Source organism: Neisseria sp. HMSC078C12 (assembly GCF_001838065.1).
Lineage (GTDB): Bacteria > Pseudomonadota > Gammaproteobacteria > Burkholderiales > Neisseriaceae > Neisseria.
Genome location: NZ_KV835613.1, coordinates 24,407 through 43,489 on the forward strand (window position 1 = coordinate 24,407; position 19,083 = coordinate 43,489).

18 protein-coding genes are annotated in these 19,083 nt (G+C 49.1%); 10 read left to right on the forward strand and 8 right to left on the reverse strand.

Going from position 1 to position 19,083, the window contains the following annotated elements; genetic code table 11:
- Positions 1–18 precede the first annotated feature (18 nt).
- The gene (locus HMPREF2596_RS08500) at positions 19–1,014 is read right to left on the reverse strand and encodes a PDDEXK family nuclease (protein ID WP_168167170.1); all 996 of its coding nucleotides are present in this window, start codon (positions 1,012–1,014) and stop codon (positions 19–21) included.
- 84 nt (positions 1,015–1,098) lie between these two features.
- Between HMPREF2596_RS08500 and HMPREF2596_RS11390 the strand changes: the two genes are divergently transcribed.
- Positions 1,099–1,281 (forward strand): hypothetical protein, encoded by a 183-nt coding sequence (locus HMPREF2596_RS11390; protein ID WP_168167171.1) that lies wholly within the window; start codon positions 1,099–1,101, stop codon positions 1,279–1,281.
- 57 nt (positions 1,282–1,338) lie between these two features.
- On the opposite strand, the gene HMPREF2596_RS08505 is transcribed toward HMPREF2596_RS11390, so the two are convergent.
- Together HMPREF2596_RS08505 and carA are read right to left on the reverse strand one after the other, a co-directional pair.
- The gene (locus HMPREF2596_RS08505) at positions 1,339–1,596 is read right to left on the reverse strand and encodes a SemiSWEET family transporter (protein WP_003686764.1); all 258 of its coding nucleotides are present in this window, start codon (positions 1,594–1,596) and stop codon (positions 1,339–1,341) included.
- Positions 1,597–1,696: 100 nt separating this feature from the next.
- A complete protein-coding gene (gene carA / locus HMPREF2596_RS08510; RefSeq protein WP_070850727.1) occupies positions 1,697–2,827 on the reverse strand; it encodes a glutamine-hydrolyzing carbamoyl-phosphate synthase small subunit in 1,131 nt (376 codons plus the stop codon).
- A 292-nt stretch (positions 2,828–3,119) separates the two neighbouring features.
- Between carA and HMPREF2596_RS11395 the strand changes: the two genes are divergently transcribed.
- Positions 3,120–3,272 carry a hypothetical protein gene (locus tag HMPREF2596_RS11395; protein WP_168167172.1) on the forward strand — a complete coding sequence of 51 codons (153 nt, stop codon included), beginning with the start codon at positions 3,120–3,122 and terminating at the stop codon, positions 3,270–3,272.
- Positions 3,273–3,310: 38 nt separating this feature from the next.
- Positions 3,311–6,805 carry a PilC family type IV pilus tip adhesin gene (pilC, locus tag HMPREF2596_RS08515; RefSeq protein ID WP_070850728.1) on the forward strand — a complete coding sequence of 1,165 codons (3,495 nt, stop codon included), beginning with the start codon at positions 3,311–3,313 and terminating at the stop codon, positions 6,803–6,805.
- Between the two features lie 268 nt (positions 6,806–7,073).
- Here the strand turns inward: pilC and HMPREF2596_RS08520 are convergent, their stop codons facing one another.
- The 3 genes from HMPREF2596_RS08520 to tal all read right to left on the reverse strand — a co-directional run bounded on the left by HMPREF2596_RS08520 (position 7,074) and on the right by tal (position 10,145).
- Positions 7,074–7,808 (reverse strand): LytR/AlgR family response regulator transcription factor, encoded by a 735-nt coding sequence (locus HMPREF2596_RS08520; protein WP_049348785.1) that lies wholly within the window; start codon positions 7,806–7,808, stop codon positions 7,074–7,076.
- Between the two features lie 239 nt (positions 7,809–8,047).
- Positions 8,048–8,935 carry a tRNA glutamyl-Q(34) synthetase GluQRS gene (gene gluQRS, locus HMPREF2596_RS08525; protein WP_070850729.1) on the reverse strand — a complete coding sequence of 296 codons (888 nt, stop codon included), beginning with the start codon at positions 8,933–8,935 and terminating at the stop codon, positions 8,048–8,050.
- Positions 8,936–9,089: 154 nt separating this feature from the next.
- Entirely contained in the window at positions 9,090–10,145 is a 1,056-nt protein-coding gene (gene tal / locus HMPREF2596_RS08530) for a transaldolase (RefSeq protein WP_070850730.1), read from the reverse strand.
- Positions 10,146–10,279: 134 nt separating this feature from the next.
- Between tal and HMPREF2596_RS08535 the strand changes: the two genes are divergently transcribed.
- The 7 genes from HMPREF2596_RS08535 to raiA all read left to right on the forward strand — a co-directional run bounded on the left by HMPREF2596_RS08535 (position 10,280) and on the right by raiA (position 15,636).
- Positions 10,280–11,254 (forward strand): KpsF/GutQ family sugar-phosphate isomerase, encoded by a 975-nt coding sequence (locus tag HMPREF2596_RS08535; RefSeq protein WP_070850731.1) that lies wholly within the window; start codon positions 10,280–10,282, stop codon positions 11,252–11,254.
- Positions 11,255–11,320: 66 nt separating this feature from the next.
- Positions 11,321–11,857, forward strand: a complete 537-nt coding sequence (locus HMPREF2596_RS08540; protein ID WP_070850732.1) for a KdsC family phosphatase — start codon at positions 11,321–11,323, stop codon at positions 11,855–11,857.
- Positions 11,854–12,435: an LPS export ABC transporter periplasmic protein LptC gene (gene lptC / locus HMPREF2596_RS08545; RefSeq protein WP_003748335.1), complete on the forward strand. Its 582-nt coding sequence runs from the start codon at positions 11,854–11,856 to the stop codon at positions 12,433–12,435. Before HMPREF2596_RS08540 ends, lptC begins: the two co-directional genes overlap by 4 nt.
- Positions 12,416–12,946, forward strand: a complete 531-nt coding sequence (gene lptA / locus HMPREF2596_RS08550; protein WP_003748337.1) for a lipopolysaccharide transport periplasmic protein LptA — start codon at positions 12,416–12,418, stop codon at positions 12,944–12,946. The genes lptC and lptA overlap by 20 nt, the downstream gene beginning before the upstream one ends.
- Positions 12,947–13,016: 70 nt before the next feature.
- Positions 13,017–13,751, forward strand: a complete 735-nt coding sequence (lptB, locus tag HMPREF2596_RS08555; RefSeq protein ID WP_003679854.1) for an LPS export ABC transporter ATP-binding protein — start codon at positions 13,017–13,019, stop codon at positions 13,749–13,751.
- Between the two features lie 165 nt (positions 13,752–13,916).
- Positions 13,917–15,272 carry an RNA polymerase factor sigma-54 gene (gene rpoN / locus HMPREF2596_RS08560; protein ID WP_070850733.1) on the forward strand — a complete coding sequence of 452 codons (1,356 nt, stop codon included), beginning with the start codon at positions 13,917–13,919 and terminating at the stop codon, positions 15,270–15,272.
- 49 nt (positions 15,273–15,321) lie between these two features.
- On the forward strand, positions 15,322–15,636 hold the full coding sequence (gene raiA / locus HMPREF2596_RS08565; RefSeq protein ID WP_003748344.1) for a ribosome hibernation-promoting factor, HPF/YfiA family: 315 nt from the start codon (positions 15,322–15,324) through the stop codon (positions 15,634–15,636).
- A 60-nt stretch (positions 15,637–15,696) separates the two neighbouring features.
- On the opposite strand, the gene HMPREF2596_RS08570 is transcribed toward raiA, so the two are convergent.
- Both HMPREF2596_RS08570 and pgi read right to left on the reverse strand, forming a co-directional pair.
- Complete coding sequence (locus HMPREF2596_RS08570; RefSeq protein ID WP_283140419.1) at positions 15,697–16,986, reverse strand: AmpG family muropeptide MFS transporter; 1,290 nt, start codon at positions 16,984–16,986, stop codon at positions 15,697–15,699.
- A gap of 204 nt (positions 16,987–17,190) precedes the next feature.
- Positions 17,191–18,831, reverse strand: a complete 1,641-nt coding sequence (gene pgi, locus HMPREF2596_RS08575; protein ID WP_070850735.1) for a glucose-6-phosphate isomerase — start codon at positions 18,829–18,831, stop codon at positions 17,191–17,193.
- Between the last annotated feature and the right edge of the window lie 252 nt (positions 18,832–19,083).

Consider the following 19,083-nt stretch of genomic DNA (forward strand, 5'->3'; position numbering starts at 1 on the left):
TCAGGTTTTTAAATTTCATTATTGAGCAACTATTTCATAACCAAGAGTTTGCGTAATATGTTCAATAAAATTGTCAAGATTATCTTTCCCCCATTGTGAACAAACTACTATTTGCTCACCATTTTTTAATTGAATGATTTCTCCATTCTTAATATAAAATTTACCTTCTTTTTGATAATCCTTAAGCTCACCAAATATATTCAATACACCATTTGTTGGGCCTTGTAATTTTTTAGGGAAAATTTGACTCAATTTGGCAAAGTCGGTTTCTGGGTTGTCTTTGCAATATTTTCTAACAACTTCCAAAACCAAACGGCCTTTTGTTAGGTTGGGTTTGCCGTTAAATGTATATTTTGTATAATCTCTGCTGTTAAGTTCACGTTTTATTTCTTGATCTGAACTTTTCTTTTCTTTGATTTTTAGCTGATATTCTTCAGTCTCTTTGACGGGAATAATAGTATCTACATCCCAAATCAGCTCGTTGTTTATTTCATACTGAGTAATCTTGATACATTTGATATCTAAGCCCTGTTCATTTAACCATAATACAGAATTGGTTAATTCTCTAGAGAAATCTTGATTGACCAGAATAATTCTAATGTTATCAAAATCTAATTTATCTATTTCTTGGCCTAAGAAATCGGTAATCTCTTCCTGGGCATTTTCCTGTGCGTAATCTTGGTAATGCCTTACAACGTCTTGGATACTAAATAGCCTAATCATTGAGGCATAACGGATAGCTTGTAAGTCCATGTGGAAACCGTCGTCATTCCGCTTCAGTTCTATTACAACCAGTTTCCCAGATTTATCCAGTGCTAATAAATCTAACCGTTTTTTAGAATCTTCACATGGGGACAGTTCTTCGCCAATAATAAGTAAATCTTCGCCTAAAATTTTAGGATTGGATTTAATAATGTTCTGTACATCCCGCTCTTTTATGTGATTGTCTTTGAATGCTATTAAATTCTGTACAGTAGCAGTTTGATCAATTTTATTAATTTTAAAGATGCTCATATGGTTAATTTCGTTCCGCTGTTTTAGTGTTGTTCTATTATCTGTAGTAAGCGTAGCAAGCCCCGTAGCCCGCATGTAGGGTGTGTGCGGTACGCACGCACGCGTTCTCCATTTTCCCTGCAACTCCAACCCACCGCGTGTGTGCCTTGCGGTACACACCCTACCGATGGGCTCAAAGGTCGTCTGAAAAAACGTTCGCAGCGTTTGTTCCATATGCCTTTCGATAAAAAGCTACCTGAAAAATTCCTGCCGTTGATATTTTGGTGACTCTTTTTCAGACAACCTTTTGCGTTTTTATTTTGCACAGGCTGTCTGAAAACTTCCTTAAAAACTAGTGATAAATGTAATCAAGCCCAAAATGATACCGGGGGCGTTTGCCAGCATGACGGGGTAGTCGCGTTTTTCTTTCAAAAAGCCGTAGGCAACCCATAATGTGCAGTTGATGGCGGCGACGAGGGGTTGCAGCGGCGAGCCGGGGTTGCCGGCAAGGTTGTTTTGGATTTGTGGGATATAGGAAACGTACATGCCTACGGCGGTCAGGGTGGCGACTACGGAGAGTACGCGCATTTGTTTTTCTGTCATGGGGTTTCCTTTCTGACTTGAGTTACAGGATTTTGAATCGCTTGATTTTCAGACGGCCTGCCTGCCCTGCCGAATTTGACGGCCGTCTGAAAAATTCGCTTTATTGCTTCGCCGCTTTGATATTGTCAATAAATTTGTCAAACAGATAACCGACATCCTGCGGGCCGGGGCTGGCTTCGGGGTGGCCTTGGAAGCAGAACACGGGTTTGTCGGTCAGCTCGATGCCTTGCAAGGTGTTGTCGAACAAGGATTTGTGGGTAATGCGTGCGTTAGCGGGCAAGGTGTCGGCATCGACGGCGAAACCGTGGTTTTGGCTGGTGATGACGACTTTGCCGCTGTCCAAGTCTTGTACAGGGTGGTTGGCGCCGTGATGGCTGAAGCGCATTTTCAGGGTTTTCGCACCGATGGCGAGGCTGATCAGCTGGTGTCCCAAGCAAATACCGAAAATCGGTTTGCCGCTTTCCATTAATTTCTGTACGGCTTTGATGGCGTAGTCGCAAGGCTCGGGGTCGCCAGGGCCGTTGGACAGGAATACGCCGTCAGGATTGAGTGCCAATACTTCTTCCGCGCTGGTTTGGGCGGGAACGACGGTCAGGCGGCAGCCGCGAGAGGCGAGCATGCGCAGGATGTTGGTTTTGACGCCGAAATCGTAGGCGACGACGTGGAACGGTTGTTCGGCAGGGGTAACGAAACCTTTGCCCAATTTCCATTCGCCTTCGGTCCATTCGTAAGTTTCTGTGCAGGAAACTTCTTTGGCCAAGTCTTTGCCGACCATGCTGCCGAATGCGGCAATCAGTTCTTGCGCTTTTTCAACGGTGGCATCTGCACCGGTCAAGATCGCACCGCCTTGTGAACCTTTTTCACGCAACAGGGTGGTCAGGCGGCGGGTATCGATATCGGCGATGGCGACGGTTTGGTTGCGTACCAAATAGTCGTGCAGGCTTTCGGATGCGCGGAAGTTGCTGTGCAAGAGCGGCAGGTCGCGGATAATCAAACCGGCGGCGTAAACGCTGCGGCTTTCTTCATCTTCGGCGTTGGTGCCGGTGTTGCCGATGTGTGGATAGGTGAGGGTAACGATTTGTTTGCAGTAGGAAGGGTCGGTCAGGATTTCCTGATAGCCGGTCATGGAAGTGTTGAACACGACTTCGCCGGAAGTCGAACCTTCGTAACCGATTGATGTGCCGTGAAATACGCTGCCGTCAGCGAGAACGAGAAGAGCCGGAGTGGTCATGATGGAATCCTGTTTGCCTGATGATGGTCGGTTCGAAAAAAAATGGGTCGGGCCGTCTGAAAAATAAAAATTGTTTACAAAAAAGACAGCCTTCGGAAATCTCGGCTAAAAAAAAACACGCTCCGCAGCTTTGATTTTGCTGTGTAACGTGCTTTTTCAGACATAGCGGTCTATGCCGTAGAAGCAGTGTATTTTAAGTCAAAGTAATAGGAATTTCAAGCGTAGAGCAAGGAGTCGATAATTTAAAAACGTTTTATCTTTACGGTACAGTCCCTTACTTTTGGAATGCTTGATGAATAAGGTTGAACTAAATATTCAGTCAGGCCGTCTGAAAACTGAGCAGGCAGATTGTTTCATTTTTGTTGTGTTTGAAATGCAGGCTAAGGGAAATTCAGCCGAATCAAACATGGAACAAGCTGTTTATGCTAAAATCGTAGCCCCATAAAAAATAAAAACAACGTCATTTTTAACTGAGATTATCCGATGAAAAAAGAACACATTATGCAAAACGCTCCATCAGGCCGCCATCGCCTCATTCATGCAAGCGTCGCTTCCGCTTTAGCGCTTATCAGCTTTTCCGTTCAGGCAAATACGCAGCAATTTGCCAAAGTCCCGTTTTACCTGCAAAACGAAACTGCCGTCAACGGCCAACCCAAAGTCAAACACAATATTATGTTTTTGATTGATGACTCGGGCAGTATGTTGGCTGATGCAAAGGGTGATTATGATGTTCCGAATAAAGACAAGAAGATCAATATTGCAAAATCTGCATTAAAGCAGGTTTTGCGTGAATACAAAGATCAGTTTAACTGGGGTTTGCAGACTTTACACAATAATCCTCGGTATTGGGTATGGGATGATTCGAAGAAGAGTGACCATAATAAATTTCCATATTCAGAACTCAGCACGCCCAATGATGCAAAAGGTGATATGAAGGATTCTGAGGGCTTTACGGATGGTTCTGCCGGTCGAAACTGGGAATATGTCAGTAAAAAAGTAGACGAGATGTTGGCTTATCAAGGTACGCCGACAACGCGCCGTTATTATGAAGTTGTCAAAAATTTTGTCATTCCAAATATCAAATATCGCTGCCAGAAATCTTATGTTGTTGTGGTATCTGATGGTGACGCGAACTTAAGTTGTAGTAACCAGTCTTCTGGTGAGGATCCGAGTAAATCGCGTAATACCAGCTTCAACTATGACCGAAAATATTATTATTCAAACTATTACCGTGCTATTGAGCGTAGCTCGGATGATATCTATGAATATTTTGGGCCGTCTGAAGTAAAAGCTTATGAAGATAAACATGGACAAGGCAAATATTTTTCAGGAAACGGACTTGCAGGGTATTTTGATCTGCCAAATTATGATCCGAGATTGAATACTCCTGATGGGGAGAAAAAGTTCCAATGTCAATATACTGACTATGCAAAAGATAGCTTTGGGCGTTGGATTCTTTTAGGTGAAAAAGATGGTAAGAAAGAAGTTAAAGGCCTTGGCGAAATTATTGTTCCTTATTGGGATAGAAACTATAAGGATGAAAAACGCGGTATGCGTTTCTTTAGCCAGACTTTAGCAGAAAAAGACATTAAAACTGCGGCAAAAGATGGCGTAGATGATGCCGGTAAGAGCTGGGATGGCGATCCAAACGATCCTAAAGGGTTAGATTACAGTAAGCAATTGGTTCAGACTTTTACTGTGGGCTTTGGTGAAGGAGTTTCCAAAGTCGGGAGAGAGTATCTGGAAAAGGGTGCCAGTCGCCCGGAATGGTATTTCAATGCCTCAAAACCTGAAAAGTTGCTCGATGCTTTCAAGACCATCGTCGATAATATTGAAAATGACAGTAAAATAACAAAATTTAAGGGAACATCTTCAACTGCGCCTGCAACGACCAGTACAGGTATTCCCAATATGGCGGCAACGGTTCATTTGAATACCGGCTCTTGGAGCAGTCAGTTGCGGTTTTATAAATTGAACCGTGATGGTACGCCTATCAATACGACAGAGTTTGTTCAGCCATCATTTAATAACCGCCTTACTTTGGTTAATGACGGCAGTAAGACCTATTTCATCGATAGAGTTGCAGATAATGAGGCTGAAAATGCCGATTTTGGCATTTCAGACGGCAGTGCAAAAGATAAGTTGGAATGGAAAAATGCATTGCTGAAATGGACTGGCCGAGCAGGTAATGATGAAACCATCAAAGCGGATGCAGAGACAAAAGGTTATAGCCAGTCTTATCGAATTCGTCCGACAGATTCTGCTGATTCAAGTAAAGATGAACGTAATTTAGGCGATATTTTAGACGGTTCGGTTGCAGCTATTGGCGATAAGCGCGACAACCGTCAAGAGTTTTTGGTCGCCGCTGCCAATGACGGCATGGTACATATTTTCCGTAATGGTACGCCTAGCAATCCTTATGACTTGAAACTCAGCTATATTCCGGCAGGCATGGAGCGTGAGGACGATCAAGGTCAAGCGACAACTTTGGGCAAGGTTCTGAAGGATGTCGCTCGCGATGGCTACGGCTCCAGCACGCCGCACCGCTATATGGTCAATGGTGGCTTTGTTCTCCGCCAAACGCCTGATAAGCAAACCTTTATGTTTGGTGCAATGGGTCAGGGTGGGCGCGGTGCGTATGCGTTGAATATCGGTGCAGTGGCGAACAGTGACCGTAGTGGTTGGAATACGACTGTACCTTTGTTTGAAACAGAAAAAGGCTCTGGCAATAAGCTGGGTTATACCATTGGTTCGACACAAATTGGCCGTGTCTCCATTAAACGCAATGCTACCCCGGTTAATCTGGAATCTGATGTACGTTATGCAGGCTTCTTGGCCAGTGGTTACCGTACTGAAGATGTGAACAGTGCCGATAATGAAACGGCTTTATATGTCTATGATATGACAGGCAAAGAGGCCGGAACGAAAGGTACAGGAAGTAATGTTTCTGACACCGGTAAGCTCTTGGCTAAAATTCCTGCACCCAATGGTAAAGGTGGCCTCTCTACTCCTACTTTGGTAGACACCGATTTTGACGGTATTGTCGATTTTGCTTATGCCGGCGACCGTTACGGCAATATGTTCCGCTTTGACTTGAGTGGCGAAACGCCTTCCAAATGGTCTGCACAGATGATTTTCCAAGGCTCGGGTAATCAACCGATTACGTCTGCGCCTGCGGTCTCCCGTCGCGGTAAAGACAAGTATGTCGTTATTTTTGGTACGGGTAGCGAGATTTATCAGAATGAATTGAATAATACCAACGGTCAAATCAATGCCGTTTACGGTATTTACGACGATGTGTCTACTGATGAATCCAAAAAAGCAGTTTTGGCAAAAAGCAGTGAGTTGGAACAGCAAACCAGAGAAAGTGACGGCGAACATATTTATGTTAGTGACAATAAGGTTGGTGAAGGTAAAAAAGGCTGGAGTCTGACTTTAGATTCGAATGAACGTGTGACTGTCAAACCGACGATGATTTTGCGTACAGCCGTTGTGACCATCCGCAAGTATGAAACCAAAACAATTCATACTGACTCTTCCAGTGCCGATGTTTGTTTGCCAGACAGTACGTCCACACAAACGACAGCGAAAACGATTATTCTGGGCGTCAATGCTGAAAACGGCGGCCGTTTGGGTTTGCGTGATGCGCGTATTTCCGATAAAAACCGCCAATTCATCAAACGTGAAAACAACGGTCAAGTCTATTACGCCAGCGGTATGGTGTTTGACGGCGTGGTTAACTTTACTTATCTGAACGGCTCTAAGGCCGATGATTCTCCGGTAACCGCCGATGGCGATAGCGGCGGCACGGGTACGGATAAAGAGTTGAATGCTACGCCGAGCGTGCCAAACAATAAATGTTTTGCAACCCAAGCCGAGCGCAGTTTGTTGACCAACTCTGATAAGATGCACAGTCTGAAAGTAGAAGGCCGGAAATGCGGACTCAAACGCATCAGCTGGCGTGAATTGTTCTTTTAACCGGTAGGGATTGAATATCGAGGCCGTCTGAATTGTTCAGACGGCCTTTTTGTTGAGTGATAATAATTGAGAGAAATTGGATTAAAAAAATAGAAAAGCTTGTTTGTGGGTAAAACGGTTTGATTAAATTAAAAGCCTGGATAAGTCCAAACGGTAGGTTTTAGTCATTTCTTTTTTCTGCTTTCTGTTATTGAAATGAGAAGTTAAAAGGCCGTCTGAAAATATCTTTTCAGACGGCCTTTGATTTAAAAAGATAAAGAGCGCATTGTTAGATGCTGTTTTTAATGATTTTCCGCAGGGTGGACAGTTGTCGGCGGCTGACGGGCAACGGGGTCGGAATATCGAGAATTTTTGCGCCCCACGTGGATGCGTATTCGTCGTTTTCGTCATCGTCCAATCGAATCAGGCTGTCGAGGGTGTGGCGGAAGACGAGGGCGTTGCGGTGGATGCGGATGACTTTGTCGCCCAGTAATTCTTCCCAGTAAACCAAGGTTTTCGGTAATTCGAAGCTTTGACCATCGCCGGTAAACAGATAGACGGTTTTGTGTTCCGCCATCAGATAACGCGCCTGTTGCCATGGGATTTCAACCATGCGTTCGCGGTTGTACACTTTGAAATGGGTGAAACTGTCTGCTTTTTCGCGGTTTTTCTCGATGATGCGGTCAAGCGCGGTTTGCAGGCGGGTCATTTTGATCGGTTTGAGCAGATAGTCTGCGGCAGCCAGCTCGAACGCGCGCAGGGCGTGTTCTTCGTAGGCTGTGGTGAAGACAATCTCCGGCTGGCGTTTGGCGGTGCGCTTGATGCGTTCGACAAACTCGAGACCGTCGATTTCCGGCATGCCGATGTCGGCAAAGACGATGTCGACTTCGTGGACGCTCAGCCACTCCAATGCTGGCATGGCATGGTGAAAGACGTTGAGCAGTACGACATTGCATTCTTCCAATAATACACGCAAGCGTTCTGCTGCTAATACTTCGTCTTCTACAATAATGGCACTTGGCATAGCGGTATTTCTTTTTGTTGTATCGTGGGAGATCTGCCGCGCTTTGTCATCCTCAATAACGCGCCAGCCGTATGTTGTTGCAATCTTGAAATTATCATTTCGCAACAATTTTAGGAAATTTTTAAAATATACATGATTTTTCGCTTCTTGGGCGTGATTTGGAATGAATCTGAAGATTACTTACATAATTTTATGAAATATTGTAATACCTAGAGTAATTTTGTTGTAATCGTGCTAATTCATTTCGTGATAATGGACGATTTTGGGATTTTGTCCATTTGCCAGTGCGCCACCGCCCAATCGAGTAATTCTTGCGGCCGGTTTACGGCGGGTGCATCGGGTAGGTTGAGGTAGGTCAGGACTTGGCGGAGAAGCTGTTCTTTTTGATTCAAATCCAAAGCCGGAGCAAGGGTTTGTTTCGACCATTTTTGCCCTTGGCTGTTGGTCAATAGCGGCAGGTGGGCGTAGGACGGTGTGGGAACGCCGAGGCATTGTTGCAGATAGATTTGGCGCGGTGTGGAAACGAGCAAATCTTGGCCGCGGACAATATGCGTTATGCCTTGATCGGCATCGTCGGCAACCACGGCAAGCTGATAGGCCCAATAGCCGTCGGCGCGAAGCAGGACGAAATCGCCGATGTCGTGCGCCAGGTTTTGTGCGTAATGCCCGACAATCCCGTCTGAAAAACCGATCACGCGATCGGGAACTTGAATGCGCCATGCCGGCGTTTTGTTTTGCGTGTCAGGTTTTTGCTGTGGATTGCGGCAACGGCCGTTATACACAAATCCGTCTGCGCCATGTGTTGCCGCCGCTTGCCAGTCTTTGCGGCTGCAATAGCAGGGATACACCAGCCCGGCTGCTTTGAGGCGGTCGAGGGTGTCTTGATATAGGTCGTAACGGCGGCTTTGATAGGCGACTTCGCCGTCCCACTCAAAGCCGAAAGCCTCAAGCGTGCGCAAAATGTCGGCAGCGGCGCCGGGCATTTCACGCGGGGGGTCAAGGTCTTCAATGCGGACCAGCCATTTGCCCTGATGGGCGCGCGCGTCGGCATAGGAGGCGACGGCGGTCAGCAGGGAGCCGATATGAAGCAGGCCGGTAGGGCTGGGGGCGAAACGTCCTATATACATGGCAGGGTGTTTGTGTAGGGCAGGGGCAGTGTGCCTGCACGGTATTTAAATCGTGATAGAAAAGGGCGTGCCGTACACGCCCGAATTTGGATTTCAGACGGCCTGAGACTTTTCAAAATGATTTAAGTTTCAATCGGCCGTTTGTTTAATCTGCTTAAGCCAAGGGAGCCAGTAGTTTGGCGAAAGCGTCTTCAAATTGTTTCAAACCGTCTTCCTGCAAACGCGTTGCCAAAGTTTCGACATCAATGCCGAGTTTGGCGGTTTCGGCAAGCTGCGCTTGGGCTTCGTCCACACCCTCGGTCAAAGTGGCTTTGGCGGTGCCGTGGTCGATAAAGGCTTTGAGTGTCGCATCGGGAACGGTGTTGACGGTATGGGCGCCAATCAGGCTGTCAACGTACAACGTGTCAGGATAGGCAGGGTTTTTCACACCGGTGGATGCCCACAAAAGTTGTACGCGGTTGGCACCTTTTTCGGCAAGTGCGGCAAATTCGCTGCTGCCGAAGTATTGCGCCCAATCTTGATAGGCGGCTTTGGCCAGCGCGATGGCGATTTTGCCTCTGAGGTGGTCGGGCAGGGTGGCGTCCAACGCGGCATCGACACGGGAAATAAAGAAGCTGGCGACAACGTGGATATGGGAAACATCATGTCCCGCCTCCAAACGTTTGGCAATGCCGCGCGCGTAGGCCGCATAGGCTTTGAGGGTTTGGGCGCGGGAGAAGAGCAGGGTCAGGTTGACGCTGATGCCGTCTGAAACGAGGGTTTCAAGCGCTTCGATGCCTTCGTCGGTTGCCGGTACTTTAATCATGGCATTTTTACGGCCGATGGCGGCGTGCAGGCGGCGCGCTTCTTCAACCGTGCCTTGCGCGTTTTTGGATAATTCAGGCGAAACTTCGAGGCTGACGAAGCCGGTTTTGCCGCCGGTGGATTCATGTTCGGCAAGGCATACGTCGCAAGCGGCTTGTACATCGGCAACCGCCATGGTTTCGTAGCGTTGTTTCGGGGTCAGGTCTTGCTGTTTGAGCGCGGCTACTTCGTCGGCGTACAGGGCATCGCCTGCAAAGGCTTTTTGGAAAATGGCAGGATTGGAAGTTACGCCGCACACGCCCTGTTTGAGCATTTCGGCCAATTCGCCGCTTTGTACCAGCGAACGGGAGAGGTTGTCCAACCAGATTTGTTGTCCTAATGCTTTAACGTCCGATAAAATAGTCATCTCTGATTCCTTTTACATAATAGGTTTGTTTGTGAAGTGGCGGTAATGCTACGCCGATTCGATGAATTTGAACAGTTTACAGCCGATTAATTTGGGCAAAACAAACCTAAATTCAAGCATGAAAGGCGGCTTTGATGGCGGAAAACACACTTTATCTCGACTGGGCGCGCGATGTATTGGATACGGAAGCCGAAGGTTTGCGTGAAATTGCGGCGGCTTTGAACCATGATTTTGTCCGTGCGGCGGAAGCGTTGTTGCACTGCAAGGGCAGGGTGGTCATTACCGGTATGGGCAAGTCCGGACACATCGGCCGCAAAATGGCGGCAACCATGGCTTCCACCGGAACGCCTGCGTTTTTCGTCCATCCAGCCGAAGCGGCGCACGGCGATTTGGGCATGATTGTGGACCACGATGTTGTGGTTGCCATTTCCAATTCCGGAGAAAGCGATGAAATTGCGGCGATTATTCCGGCGTTGAAACGCAAAAACATCACGCTTATTTGCATCACTGCCCATCCGACTTCGACCATGGCGCGGCATGCCGATATCCATATTACCGCGGCGGTTTCCAAAGAAGCCTGTCCGCTCGGCCTGGCGCCGACTTCCAGTACGACCGCCGTCATGGCCTTGGGCGATGCGCTGGCGGTGGTATTGCTGCGCGCACGCGCGTTTACGCCCGATGATTTTGCTTTAAGCCATCCGGCCGGCAGCTTGGGCAAACGCCTGCTGTTGCGCGTGGCGGATATTATGCACAAAGACGAAGCCCTGCCTGCCGTTTTGTTGGGCACGCCGTTGAAAGAGGCCATTGTCCGCATGAGTGAAAAAGGTTTGGGCATGTTGGCGGTAATCGATGCCGAAGGCCGTCTGAAAGGCGTATTTACCGATGGCGACTTGCGCCGTCTGTTTCAAGAACGCGACAGCTTTGCCGGTTTGAAAGTGGACGACATCATGCACGCTTCGCCGAAAACCATCTCCGCCGACCGTCTTGCCACCGAAGCTTTGAAAGCCATGCAGAGCGGCCATGTGAACGGTTTGTTGGTGGTCGAAGAAAACGGCGTACTGATTGGCGCGCTGAACATGCACGATTTATTGATAGCACGAATTGTCTGAATCGACGGCAAAAACGTTTTCAGACGGCCTTATGCTAGAATAGGCCGTCTGAAATAAGGAAACCTTATGCAAAACCTCTCTTTCGACCTGCAACAACGCGCTTCAGGCATCAAACTGCTGATACTGGATGTGGACGGCGTTTTGACCGATGGCCGCATTTTTATCCGCGACAACGGCGAAGAAATCAAATCGTTCCACACTTTGGACGGACACGGTTTGAAAATGCTTCAGGCCAGCGGCGTGCAAACGGCAATTATTACCGGCCGCGATGCGCCTTCCGTCGGTATCCGCGTGAAGCAGCTCGGTATCAACTATTACTTCAAAGGCATTCATGACAAACGTGCCGCCTACGCCCAATTACGCGAACAGGCCGGTGTGGAGGAGCATGAGTGCGCCTTTGTCGGCGACGATGTTGTCGATTTGCCTGTGATGGTGCGTTGCGGATTGGCGGTTGCCGTCCCCGAAGCGCATTGGTTTACTTTGCAATACGCCCATTATGTAACCCGACGATCCGGCGGCGCAGGCGCGGTGCGTGAAGTGTGCGATTTGATTATGCAGGCGCAAGGTACGCTTGAACCTGCTTTGAAAGAGTATGTACGATGAAAATCAGATGGCGTTACGGAATCGCCTTTCCGCTGGTGTTGGCCGTTTCACTCGGCGCATTGGCGGCGTGGCTCGGCCGCATCAGCGAAGTGCAGGTCGAAGAAGTCGTCCTCAATCCGAATGAGCCGCAATATTCGATGAAAGGCATCAACGGCAAACGTTTTGACCAAGAAGGCCGTCTGAAAGAAAACCTGAGCGCGGCTGATGCCGTCCAATATCCCAATAGCGCGGACGTGCATTTGGACAAACCGCATCTTTCGTTTTACCGCGACGGCAGCCTGTTGTACGAAGTCGGCAGCGACAAGGCCGTGTACAATATCCAAAACAAAAAAGTCGTTTTCGAACAAAATGTTGTCTTAAACAAAGCGGCCGATGCCAAGCGTTTGGCCGGCATTGTCAAAACCGAACGTTTGAATGTCGATACCGAAGCACAATACGCCCATACCGACAGCCCGGTTACTTTCCAATACGGACAGTCCGGCGGTCAGGCAAACGGCATGACTTATGACCACAAAACCGGTTTGCTGAATTTCCCTTCCAAAGTGAAAGCCACAATTTATGATACAAAAAATTTGTAAAACCTTAGCCCTTGTTGCCGTTTTTGCCGCCAGCCCGGCCTTTGCCCTGCAAAGCGACAGCAAGCAGCCGATTCAAATCGAAGCCGACCAAGGCTCGCTTGACCAAAACAACCAAAGCACCACCTTTTCCGGCAACGTCATCATCAAACAAGGCACGCTCAATATCCGTGCCGGCAGCGTAACCGTTTCGCGCAACGACAAAAGCGAGCAGTTGATGAAAGCCACCGGCTCGCCCGTCAAATTCAGCCAAGAGTTGGACGGCGGCAAAGGCGTGGTCAACGGCCAAGCCAATACCGTGACGTATTCTTCCGCAGCCAACCTCGTTACCCTGTCCGGCAATGCCAAAGTACAGCGCGGCGGCGATGTGGCCGAAGGTGCGGTCATCACTTACAACACCAAAACCGAGGTTTACACCATCAACGGCAGCGCCAAATCCGGTGTGAAATCCGCCGCGAAATCCGGCCGCGTCAGTGTGGTCATCCAGCCGTCCAGCACGCAGAAAAACAAATAAGAAAACACACAAAAAGGCCGTCTGAAAAAGGTTCAGACGGCCTGAGGTCAATATCGAAAGTCAACAGAATATGAGCGCAAACAACAGCCGTCTTGTGGTTCAAAACCTGCAAAAAAGTTTCAAAAAACGCCAAGTCGTCAAAAGCTTCTCCCTTGAAATCGAAAGCGGCGAAGTCATCGGCCTGCTCGGTCCCAACGGCGCGGGTAAGACTACCAGCTTTTACATGATTGTCGGCCTGATTGCTGCCGATGCAGGCAGTGTAATGTTGGACGGCCAAGAATTGCGCCACCTGCCCATTCACGAACGCGCCCGCCTCGGCGTCGGCTATCTGCCGCAGGAAGCCTCGATTTTCCGCAAAATGACCGTGGAACAAAATATCCGCGCCATTTTGGAAATCAGCATGAAGGACAAAAGCCGCATTGATGCCGAACTGGAAAAACTGTTGGCCGATTTGAACATCGAACGCTTGCGCAACAACCCTGCGCCGTCCTTGTCCGGCGGCGAACGCCGCCGTGTCGAAATCGCGCGCGTGTTGGCCATGCAGCCTCGTTTCATTTTGTTGGACGAACCTTTTGCCGGCGTTGACCCGATTGCCGTCATCGATATTCAGAAAATCATCGAGTTCCTCAAATCACGCGGTATCGGCGTATTGATTACCGACCACAACGTGCGCGAAACCCTCAGCATCTGCGACCGCGCCTACATCATCAGCGACGGTACGGTATTGGCTTCAGGCAAGCCGGATGACTTGGTTAACAATGAACAAGTCCGTTCGGTTTACTTGGGTGAAAATTTCAAATATTGAATGCATATTTGACGGTATATGAGGCCCTCATTTCAATTGAGGGCGGCTATAAATATTGGAATAATCACTAAAAATACAAATATAATACCGATAACCTAATCTTTCAGACGGCCTGTCGTATAAAGGCCGTCTGAAAAACTATCCATACATTTCGAATCAAACACTATGTCTTCACTCTTCCTTAAACTCAAACAGACCCAGCAGCTCAACCAGCGGCTGCAGCAGTCTCTGCGCATCTTGCAGATGTCGGGTCTTGAGCTTGAGCGTGAAGTGGAAGACTGGTTGTCGGACAATCCTTTGCTTGAGCGTCCGGAAACCGATGAGTTTGCCGACAGCGGGCTCAACCGTGCCGTCACCATGCCGCGTGCCGGTCAGCAGTTGGGCGGCGACGATGCCGAAGATATTTGGAGCAACATCGCCGAAGAAGAGGATTTCAAACACTATCTGCATGCCCAAGTGTGCGAGCATCCGCTCTCGCAAGTGGAGGCGGCCTATGTTCATGTATTGATTGATTTTTTGGACGAACAAGGCTACCTCACCGACAGCCTCGAAGAAATCATCGACCACACGCCGTTGGAATGGATGCTGGACGAAGAAGCCCTGCAAAATGCGCTGGACGTATTGCAAACTTTTGACCCGCCCGGCGTGGCGGCGGCCGATTTGACCGAGTCGCTCATGCTGCAGCTGATGCGTTTGCCGGCTTCTCCGGCCAGACAAATGGCCGCGCATTTGGTGCAAAGTTCGCTTCAAGATTTGGGCAAAAACCGTAAACAAAACGTTCTGCGTTTCCGCAAACTTTATCCCCAGGCCGACAGCGAAACCATAGAAGCCGCGCTCGATATGATTGCCGGCTTGAATCCTTATCCGGCTTACGGCTTCGCTTCTGCCACCCCTACGCCTTATATTCAGCCTGACGTTTGGGTGAGAGAGGGCAAGGACGGCTGGGAAGTCATCAGCAACGAAGCGGCCTGGCCGAAGCTGCAGCTCAATCAGGAATATTGCGACCTGATGAAATCGGCGGAAGAGGGCGCGCCGGAGTGGAAGGAAAAAATCAGCGAAGCCAAACAGCGCATTGATTCTTTGGAAATGCGCAAAAGCACAGTCCTCCGCCTTGCCGAGTATATTGTCAAAAATCAGGAAGATTTTTTCATCTTCGGCGAAATCGGCCTGTCGCCCATGCTGATGAAAGATGCCGCCGCCGAATTGGGTTTGGCGGAAAGCACCATTTCGCGCGCCGCCAATCAGAAATATTTGTCTTGCCCGCGCGGCCTGTTTGCGTTACGCTATTTCTTCACACAGGCAGTCAATGCCGACGATGAGGGCGAAGGGTTCAGCCAAGGCGCAATCAAAGCTGTCTTGAGCCAGCTGATTGAAAGCGAAGACAGCAGCAAACCTTATTCGGACGAGGCCCTCGTCAAATTATTAAAACAACGCGGCATTGAAATCGCCAGACGTACAGTGGCTAAATATAGAGAATCATTAGATATCCCGCCGGCACACAAACGAAAATTTACCGAGTAGATATATTCCGATCCGTTTTGACGGACTAACCAACCGAAGGAGCTGTATCATGAATCTGAAAATCACCGGTCTGAATTTTGATGTTACCGAAGCCATCAAAAACTACGTTTCCGACAAGTTGGCACGAATCAGCCGCCACGCCGACAACATCATTTCCGTGACCATCACGCTCTCGGTGGAAAAAGTCAGCCAAAAAGCCGAAGCCGATGTCCATCTGGCAGGCAAAGATTTGCACGTTGAAGCGATTGAACAGGATATGTACGCCGCAATTGATGTTTTGATGGACAAACTCGACCGCGCTGTTTTGAAACATAAAGAAAAAAGCGGCGATGTCCGCAGTACTGTCAAACCTGAAGCAGAATAAAGTTTTTGTATGATAAAGGCCGTCTGAACATTCAGACGGCCTTTTGTTTGTTAAGGAGATTTAGCCTTGCAAACGGGTATTCGCTTTGTCGCCGTTCCATGGTGCCACTTTAAACAGCAGCAACATGCCGGGTATGCCCAGGGCAAAACACAGCCAGTAGAAATTGAAGTAACCCATCGCTTCAATCAGATAGCCTGCCGAAGCATTGATAAATGTACGGGGAACAGCTGACAGGCTGGTAAAGAGGGCCAATTGTGTGGCCGTGAAAGCAGGATTGGTTTCACGGGCCATATAGGCGACAAATGCCGCCGTACCCAAGCCTACGCCTGCCGCTTCCGCACCAATCACGGCGGCAAGTATCATTTGTTCCGTCAGGGTAATGGTTTCAAATTTACCGAAACCCGCCAGCCAGGCAAAGCCTAGAATCGTTACCCATTGGGCTGCACCGAAAACCCACAAAGCCCTGTTGATACCGAGTTTCAACATCCAAATGCCGCCGGCAATACCGGCAATGACGGCAGGCCACAGGCCGGCATTTTTGGCAATCAGGCCGATGTCGGTTTTGCTGAAGCCCATGTCTAGATAAAACGGCGTTGCCAGGGAAGTCGCCATACTGTCGCCCAGTTTGTAGAGGAAGATAAACAGCAACACCAATATGGCCTGTTTGATTCCTTTGCGGGAGAAGAACTCACTGAAAGGGTCAGAGACTGTTTGGGCAAATGTACGCGACACAGACGGTGGAATGTCAGGCTCTTTGGCTAAAAACAGGGTCATCAGCAGGCCGGGCAGCATAAATAGTGCCGTAATGATGAATACGTTGTGCCAAGGCATCAAGTCGGCCAAAATCAAGCTGAGCGAGCCGGGTACCAAAGCGGCGATACGGTAGGCGTTGACGTGGATAGAGTTGCCTAAGCCTAATTCTTCATCTGACAAAATTTCGCGGCGAAATGCATCCAATACAATGTCTTGGCTGGCAGAAAAAAAGGCGACCACCAACGATAAGCCCATAATTACATATAAATGCTGGGCAGGATTTAGGAAGGCGTAAATGAGCAAGGTCAGCAGCAAACCAATTTGTGTCACCAGCATCCAGCCGCGCCGCCGTCCTAAAAAAGGTAATCTGACCAAATCAATGACGGGAGACCAGATAAATTTCCAAGTGAAAGGCAGCCCGATAAGTGCCATCAGGCCGATGGTTTTCAAATCGACGTGTTCGCTGCGCAACCATGCCGGAATCAGGTTGATCAGAAAATAAAGCGGCAGCCCCGAAGTGAAGCCTGTAAAGATACAAATCAGCATACTGCGCGAGAAAATCTTGCGCCAAGTGCCGGATTGGGGTGCGGTTGTCATAGTGAAATCAATAAAAAAGAAAAGGGATATTGTAGCAAAGATGGGGGATATGGCGAATGAACTTCTGTTATCTTTATCGAATAATGAGAGGCCGTCTGAAACTTTAGCAAATTAAGTTTCAGACGGCCTTTTGTTGGAAAAGCCAATCGGGTTTTGAAATGTCCGTAAGACAGGCAGAGTGTTTGTCTTACGGATATTTTATTTTCAGACGGCCTTCGATGCTGCGTTGCAGTTGCGGTAGAAGGCAATCAGACCGTTGGTGGAGCTGTCGTGTGCCGGTGTGCCGCGTTCGAGTTCGGGTTCGATGGTTTTGGCCAGCTCTTTACCGTATTCCACGCCCCATTGGTCGAAGGGGTTGATACGCCAAATCACTCCCTGTACGAAGGTGCGGTGTTCGTAAGCCGCCATCAGCATGCCGAGGTTGAAAGGTGTCAGGCTGTCGATGAGCAGGCTGTTGCTCGGGCGGTTGCCGGGGAACTCTTTCTGCGGCGCAAGTCGGTCGCGTTCGTCTTGGGGCAGGGCGGCCAATTCGATTTGCACTTCGTCTAAGGTTTTGCCTTTCATCAGTGCTTCGGCTTGGGCGAAGGCATTGGCAACGGTAAAGCGGTGTTGGCGGTGGTTGCCGTAGATTGTGGTCATGGGGACGATGAAATCGACGGGAATCAGACGCGTGCCTTGGTGCAGAAGCTGGAAGTAGGCGTGTTGGCAGTTGACGCCTTCGTCGCCGAAGACAATGCCGCCGGTGGTGCAGGAAACGGGTTGGCCGTCTGAAGTACGCTGTTTGCCGAGGCTTTCCATATCGAGCTGGTTGAGCCACGGGGTGAAGAGGCGCATGTTGTGGCTGTATGGGACAACGGTTTGGCCGTCTGAATGTTGGAAGTTGTTGTACCAAACGTTGATGAGCGCCATTAGAACGGGAATGTTGTGGCGGAATGGGGTCTCGAAGAAATGGGTATCCATCGCGTGCGCACCGGCCAGCATTTTGCGGAACGCTTTTTCGCCGACGGCAACCATCAGCGGCAGGCCGATGGGCGACCAAACGGAATAGCGGCCGCCGACCCAGTCGGACATGGCGAAGACTTTGTCGGGGGAGATGCCGAAGTTTTGGGCTGCGGCCACATCGGCGGAAATGGCGCAGAAGTGGCGGTAGATGCCGGAATCGGGCAACCCTGCATCGCGGTACCAAGTACGCGCCGCATAGGCATTGAGCAGGGTTTCCGGTGTGCGGAACGATTTGCTGGCAATGCTGAATACGGTGGTCTCGGGGTTGAGGCCGAGAAGGGTTTGGGTCAGGTCGGCATCATCGGAGTTGCTGACAAAGTGGACGCGGATGTTTTGCCAATAGGGTTGCAGCGCCTGTGTGGCCATGCGCGGGCCTAAATCGGAGCCGCCGATGCCGATGTGAACCAAGTCGGTAATCGGTTTGCCGGTAATGCCTGCGTGGGTGCCGTCCAAAAGTTGGCGTGCGAACTCGAGGGTGCGGTTGAGTTCGTGATGAACTTTGGACACGATGTTTTCGCCGTCAACGTAAATGGGTTGGGCATTGGCCGGCAGGCGCAGGGCAGTGTGGAGGACGGCGCGGTGTTCGCTGGTGTTGATTTTTTCGCCGTTGATCATGGCCTGCATATATTGTGGCAAATCGGCTGCTTCGGCCAGTCGGCACAATAAATCAAGGGTATTTTCATCCAGACGGTTTTTGCTGTAATCAAATAACAAACCGTGCAGAATTTCGTGCATATTGTTGAAACGTTCGGCATCTGCAGCGAAACGTTCGCGCAGGGTAACGTGTTGCGTATCGGCATGATGGGCTTCCAAGGCCTGCCATGCGTCTGAGTATGCGGTCATCTCGTTTCCTTAGTATGTAACGGTAAAATAAGCAGGATAGATAGGTATTTCCTGCTTTTTTGTAGTGGCTTGTAGTTTAACAAATTTGAACAGGTTTTGGGAGGTGGTAGGGGTGGTTTTGTTTAAGAAATGTATGCAAAATGAAAAAGAAATGATTGATTATCATCAAGTTTCTGTAAAAAAAGGGGTATGACACCGATGTCTGCTGTGTTATCCTATGTAACATTATTGAAATCCTGTCGGGGCGGGTTC

Excerpts from the sequence above, each read along its gene's own strand:
- HMPREF2596_RS08500 (WP_168167170.1), bottom strand. The coding sequence starts at position 1,014 with ATGAGCATCTTTAAAATTAATAAAATTGATCAAACTGCTACTGTACAG.
- HMPREF2596_RS08505 (WP_003686764.1), bottom strand. The coding sequence starts at position 1,596 with ATGACAGAAAAACAAATGCGCGTACTCTCCGTAGTCGCCACCCTGACC.
- carA (WP_070850727.1), bottom strand. The coding sequence starts at position 2,827 with ATGACCACTCCGGCTCTTCTCGTTCTCGCTGACGGCAGCGTATTTCAC.
- HMPREF2596_RS11395 (WP_168167172.1), top strand. The coding sequence starts at position 3,120 with ATGAATAAGGTTGAACTAAATATTCAGTCAGGCCGTCTGAAAACTGAG.
- pilC (WP_070850728.1), top strand. The coding sequence starts at position 3,311 with ATGAAAAAAGAACACATTATGCAAAACGCTCCATCAGGCCGCCATCGC.
- HMPREF2596_RS08520 (WP_049348785.1), bottom strand. The coding sequence starts at position 7,808 with ATGCCAAGTGCCATTATTGTAGAAGACGAAGTATTAGCAGCAGAACGC.
- gluQRS (WP_070850729.1), bottom strand. The coding sequence starts at position 8,935 with ATGTATATAGGACGTTTCGCCCCCAGCCCTACCGGCCTGCTTCATATC.
- tal (WP_070850730.1), bottom strand. The coding sequence starts at position 10,145 with ATGACTATTTTATCGGACGTTAAAGCATTAGGACAACAAATCTGGTTG.
- HMPREF2596_RS08535 (WP_070850731.1), top strand. The coding sequence starts at position 10,280 with ATGGCGGAAAACACACTTTATCTCGACTGGGCGCGCGATGTATTGGAT.
- HMPREF2596_RS08540 (WP_070850732.1), top strand. The coding sequence starts at position 11,321 with ATGCAAAACCTCTCTTTCGACCTGCAACAACGCGCTTCAGGCATCAAA.
- lptC (WP_003748335.1), top strand. The coding sequence starts at position 11,854 with ATGAAAATCAGATGGCGTTACGGAATCGCCTTTCCGCTGGTGTTGGCC.
- lptA (WP_003748337.1), top strand. The coding sequence starts at position 12,416 with ATGATACAAAAAATTTGTAAAACCTTAGCCCTTGTTGCCGTTTTTGCC.
- lptB (WP_003679854.1), top strand. The coding sequence starts at position 13,017 with ATGAGCGCAAACAACAGCCGTCTTGTGGTTCAAAACCTGCAAAAAAGT.
- rpoN (WP_070850733.1), top strand. The coding sequence starts at position 13,917 with ATGTCTTCACTCTTCCTTAAACTCAAACAGACCCAGCAGCTCAACCAG.
- raiA (WP_003748344.1), top strand. The coding sequence starts at position 15,322 with ATGAATCTGAAAATCACCGGTCTGAATTTTGATGTTACCGAAGCCATC.
- HMPREF2596_RS08570 (WP_283140419.1), bottom strand. The coding sequence starts at position 16,986 with ATGACAACCGCACCCCAATCCGGCACTTGGCGCAAGATTTTCTCGCGC.
- pgi (WP_070850735.1), bottom strand. The coding sequence starts at position 18,831 with ATGACCGCATACTCAGACGCATGGCAGGCCTTGGAAGCCCATCATGCC.